General features: G+C 32.3%; 5 protein-coding genes and 1 pseudogene. 5 read left to right on the top strand and 1 reads right to left on the bottom strand.

Going from position 1 to position 4,724, the window contains the following annotated elements; translation table 11 throughout:
- From IDG60_RS06380 to IDG60_RS06370, 3 genes are all read left to right on the top strand, one after another.
- Nucleotides 1-575: exotoxin beta-grasp domain-containing protein (locus IDG60_RS06380; RefSeq protein ID WP_206160566.1), on the top strand; the 575-nt coding region annotated here is incomplete at its 5' end.
- A 378-nt stretch (nucleotides 576-953) separates the two neighbouring features.
- Nucleotides 954-1,652: a superantigen-like protein SSL9 gene (locus IDG60_RS06375; protein WP_165468893.1), complete on the top strand. Its 699-nt coding sequence runs from the start codon at nucleotides 954-956 to the stop codon at nucleotides 1,650-1,652.
- A 365-nt stretch (nucleotides 1,653-2,017) separates the two neighbouring features.
- Nucleotides 2,018-2,701: a superantigen-like protein SSL10 gene (locus IDG60_RS06370; protein WP_000673051.1), complete on the top strand. Its 684-nt coding sequence runs from the start codon at nucleotides 2,018-2,020 to the stop codon at nucleotides 2,699-2,701.
- 84 nt (nucleotides 2,702-2,785) lie between these two features.
- On the opposite strand, the gene IDG60_RS06365 is transcribed toward IDG60_RS06370, so the two are convergent.
- Nucleotides 2,786-2,887 (bottom strand): hypothetical protein, encoded by a 102-nt coding sequence (locus IDG60_RS06365; RefSeq protein WP_031762269.1) that lies wholly within the window; start codon nucleotides 2,885-2,887, stop codon nucleotides 2,786-2,788.
- A gap of 77 nt (nucleotides 2,888-2,964) precedes the next feature.
- On the opposite strand from IDG60_RS06365, the gene IDG60_RS06360 reads away from it, so the two are divergent.
- Nucleotides 2,965-4,521 (top strand): type I restriction-modification system subunit M, encoded by a 1,557-nt coding sequence (locus tag IDG60_RS06360; RefSeq protein ID WP_000028669.1) that lies wholly within the window; start codon nucleotides 2,965-2,967, stop codon nucleotides 4,519-4,521.
- Nucleotides 4,514-4,724 (top strand): annotated as a pseudogene (locus tag IDG60_RS06355) (restriction endonuclease subunit S); the annotation flags it as partial. The gene IDG60_RS06360 and the pseudogene IDG60_RS06355, both read left to right, overlap by 8 nt.

Raw genomic sequence — 4,724 nt, 5'->3', positions numbered from 1 at the left:
ATACAAACAAGTTACATCAATACTATTCAGGACCTAGTTATGAGTTAACAAATGTTAGTGGCCAAAGTCAAGGTTATTATGACTCTAACGTTTTGCTTTTTAACCAACAAAATCAAAAGTTCCAAGTGTTTTTATTGGGAAAAGATGAAAATAAATACAAAGAAAAAACACATGGTTTAGATGTCTTTGCGGTACCGGAATTAGTAGATTTAGATGGAAGAATATTTAGTGTTAGTGGTGTAACAAAGAAAAATGTAAAATCAATATTTGAGTCTCTAAGAACGCCGAACTTACTAGTTAAAAAAATAGACGATAAAGACGGTTTTTCGTATGATGAATTTTTCTTTATTCAAAAGGAAGAAGTATCATTGAAGGAACTTGATTTCAAAATAAGAAAACTGTTAATTAAAAAATACAAATTGTATGAAGGGGCAGCTGATAAAGGTAGAATTGTTATTAATATGAAAGATGAAAATAAGTATGAAATTGATTTAAGTGATAAATTAGGTTTCGAGCGTATGGCAGATGTCATTAATAGTGAACAAATTAAAAACATCGAAGTGAATTTGAAATAATCAATGATATATATAGAATGAAAGCTTAAGAAGCGGTTTAATAATCCCATGTTTAATGATTTTGATACGTGTTTTAATAATAAAAACATATCGAACATTGACTACGTTATTAAGCTGCTTTTTTGTACACTTTGTATCGAATAACTTAAGATCTAAAACTAATCGGAAAGAACAATGATTCCCCTAAAAAAATTTATGTTGCTATTAAAAATCAGTTAATACGAATGTTAACATACGTTTGATTTTCATTAATAATGATTCAAGTTTATTTAAATGAGCGTTAATGTCAGTCTGTTTTGATGCACCTTATAATAAAGACAGATAGTTCAAATTACGTAATAATAACAATCCAATATATCAAGATTGGAGCAAATAAATATGAAATTTACAGCATTAGCAAAAGCAACATTAGCATTAGGAATATTAACTACAGGTGTGTTTACAACAGAAAGTAAAGCTGTTCACGCGAAAGTAGAACTTGATGAGACACAACGCAAATATTATATCAATATGCTACATCAATACTATTCTGAAGAAAGTTTTGAACCAACAAATATTAGTGTTAAAAGCGAAGATTACTATGGCTCTAACGTTTTAAACTTTAAACAACGAAATAAAGCTTTTAAAGTATTTTTACTTGGTGACGATAAAAATAAATATAAAGAAAAAACACATGGCCTTGATGTCTTTGCAGTACCTGAATTAATAGATATAAAAGGTGGCATATATAGCGTTGGCGGTATAACAAAGAAAAATGTGAGATCAGTGTTTGGATTTGTAAGTAATCCAAGTCTACAAGTTAAAAAAGTTGATGCTAAACATGGCTTTTCGATAAATGAGTTGTTCTTTATTCAAAAGGAAGAAGTATCGTTGAAGGAACTGGATTTTAAAATAAGAAAAATGTTAGTCGAAAAATATAGATTGTATAAAGGCGCGTCAGATAAAGGTAGAATCGTTATTAATATGAAAGACGAAAAGAAATATGTAATTGATTTAAGTGAAAAATTAAGTTTTGATCGTATGTTTGATGTAATGGATAGTAAGCAAATTAAAAATATTGAAGTGAATTTGAATTAGTTTGAGTTAATAGCATAATAGCTTAAGAAGCGACTTAACGACAAAATGTGAATTGACATCTGTGTCCTTATATAAGGAACTGTGTTAAATACATTACTGTTGTTAAGTTGTTTTTGTAATTCAAAGAGCAGAACAGAGTAACATCATCAGTTGTAGTAAACGATAATCCAGTAAAACAACTAAATGAAATAATGAAAGTCATTTAACCTGAACATTAAAATATATTTGTTTTTCATTAAGAATAATTCAAGTATATTTAAATCGAGGTTAATTATCGTATGAAACGATGCACGTTATAATAAAAATGTATGATTCAAATTACGTAATGAAAACAATCCAATATATTAAGATTGGAGCAAATAAATATGAAATTTACAGCATTAGCAAAAGCAACATTAGCTTTAGGAATTTTAACAACAGGAACTTTAACAACAGAAGTTCATTCAGGTCATGCAAAACAAAATCAAAAGTCAGTAAATAAACATGACAAGGAGGCACTATACCGATACTACACTGGAAAGACTATGGAAATGAAAAATATTAGTGCTTTGAAACATGGTAAAAATAACTTGCGTTTTAAGTTTAGAGGTATTAAGATTCAAGTTTTACTGCCTGGAAATGATAAAAGTAAATTTCAACAGCGTAGTTATGAGGGGTTAGATGTGTTTTTTGTTCAAGAAAAAAGAGATAAGCACGATATATTTTATACTGTTGGTGGTGTAATACAGAATAATAAAACATCTGGAGTTGTCAGTGCACCAATATTAAATATTTCAAAAGAAAAGGGTGAAGATGCTTTTGTGAAAGGTTACCCTTATTACATTAAAAAAGAAAAAATAACACTAAAAGAGCTGGATTATAAGTTGAGAAAGCATCTAATTGAAAAATACGGACTTTATAAAACAATCTCAAAAGATGGTAGGGTCAAAATTAGCTTGAAAGATGGCAGTTTTTATAACCTTGATTTAAGATCTAAATTAAAATTTAAATATATGGGGGAAGTCATAGAAAGCAAACAAATTAAAGATATTGAAGTTAACTTAAAGTAAATAATTACGAATAATAAAAAGTAATTGAAGCGGCTTAACGGTGAAATGTAAATTGGTGCGCATAGCTTATACAAAAAGGATGCATCAATCGATATCGTCGTTAAGCCGTTTTTGTTTGTGTGTCATGAATCCTATCCCAATCTCCATGAATATAAAAATTCCACCACCAACATCAAAATTCTCCACATCGCAACATAACCAAATGTTATAATAAATCTATTACACAAAGAGATAAATTACTTATGCAAAGGCGGAGGAATCACATGTCTATTACTGAAAAACAACGTCAGCAACAAGCTGAATTACATAAAAAATTATGGTCGATTGCGAATGATTTAAGAGGGAACATGGATGCGAGTGAATTCCGTAATTACATTTTAGGCTTGATTTTCTATCGCTTCTTATCTGAAAAAGCCGAACAAGAATATGCAGATGCCTTGTCAGGTGAAGACATCACGTATCAAGAAGCATGGGCAGATGAAGAATATCGTGAAGACTTAAAAGCAGAATTAATTGATCAAGTCGGTTACTTCATTGAGCCACAAGATTTATTCAGTGCGATGATTCGTGAAATTGAAACGCAAGATTTCGATATAGAACATCTAGCGACGGCGATTCGCAAAGTTGAAACATCTACATTAGGTGAAGAAAGTGAAAATGACTTTATCGGGCTGTTCAGCGATATGGATTTGAGTTCAACGCGACTAGGTAACAATGTCAAAGAACGTACTGCTTTAATCTCTAAAGTCATGGTTAATCTTGACGACTTACCATTCGTTCACAGTGACATGGAAATTGATATGTTAGGTGATGCATATGAATTCCTAATCGGGCGCTTTGCGGCGACAGCGGGTAAAAAAGCAGGCGAGTTCTATACACCACAACAAGTATCTAAGATACTGGCGAAGATTGTCACAGACGGTAAAGATAAATTACGTCACGTGTACGACCCAACATGTGGTTCCGGTTCATTGTTGTTACGTGTTGGTAAAGAAACGCAAGTGTATCGTTATTTCGGACAAGAACGTAACAATACTACATACAACTTAGCACGCATGAATATGTTATTACATGATGTGCGTTATGAGAACTTCGAGATCCGTAATGATGACACATTGGAAAATCCAGCCTTTTTAGGCAATACATTTGATGCGGTTATTGCGAACCCACCATACAGTGCGAAATGGACAGCAGATTCAAAATTTGAAAATGATGAACGATTCAGTGGTTACGGCAAGCTTGCGCCAAAATCCAAAGCAGACTTTGCCTTTATTCAACACATGGTACATTACCTAGACGATGAAGGTACCATGGCAGTCGTACTCCCACATGGTGTATTATTCCGTGGTGCCGCAGAAGGTGTGATTCGTCGCTATTTAATAGAAGAAAAGAACTACTTAGAAGCCGTGATTGGGTTACCAGCCAATATTTTCTATGGGACAAGTATTCCAACATGTATTTTAGTATTTAAAAAATGTCGCCAACAAGACGACAACGTACTATTTATCGATGCATCCAATGATTTTGAAAAAGGAAAAAATCAAAACCATTTAAGCGATGCCCAAGTCGAACGTATTATAGACACATATAAGCGTAAAGCAACGATTGATAAATATAGCTACAGCGCGACATTACAAGAGATCGCCGATAACGATTACAACTTAAACATACCGCGATATGTTGATACATTCGAAGAAGAAGCACCAATTGATTTAGATCAAGTCCAACAAGATTTGAAAAATATCGACAAAGAAATCGCAGAAATTGAACAAGAAATCAATGCATACCTGAAAGAACTTGGGGTGTTGAAAGATGAGTAATACACAAACGAAAAATGTGCCAGAGTTGAGATTCCCAGGATTTGAGGGCGAATGGGAAGAGAAGAAGTTAGGGAATCTTACTACCAAAATAGGTAGTGGAAAGACTCCCAAAGGTGGAAGTGAAAACTATACAAACAAAGGCATACCATTTTTAAGGAGTCAAAATATTAGAAATGGTAAATTAAATCTTAATGACTTAGTTT

The sequence above is a fragment of the Staphylococcus sp. EG-SA-2 genome, from assembly GCF_017152085.1.
The sequence above is the reverse complement of the archived record's forward strand: the minus strand, read 5'-3'. Positions and strand labels throughout refer to the sequence as shown.

Coding starts and splice junctions, on each gene's coding strand:
- IDG60_RS06375 (WP_165468893.1), top strand. CDS start 954: ATGAAATTTACAGCATTAGCAAAAGCAACATTAGCATTAGGAATATTA.
- IDG60_RS06370 (WP_000673051.1), top strand. CDS start 2,018: ATGAAATTTACAGCATTAGCAAAAGCAACATTAGCTTTAGGAATTTTA.
- IDG60_RS06360 (WP_000028669.1), top strand. CDS start 2,965: ATGTCTATTACTGAAAAACAACGTCAGCAACAAGCTGAATTACATAAA.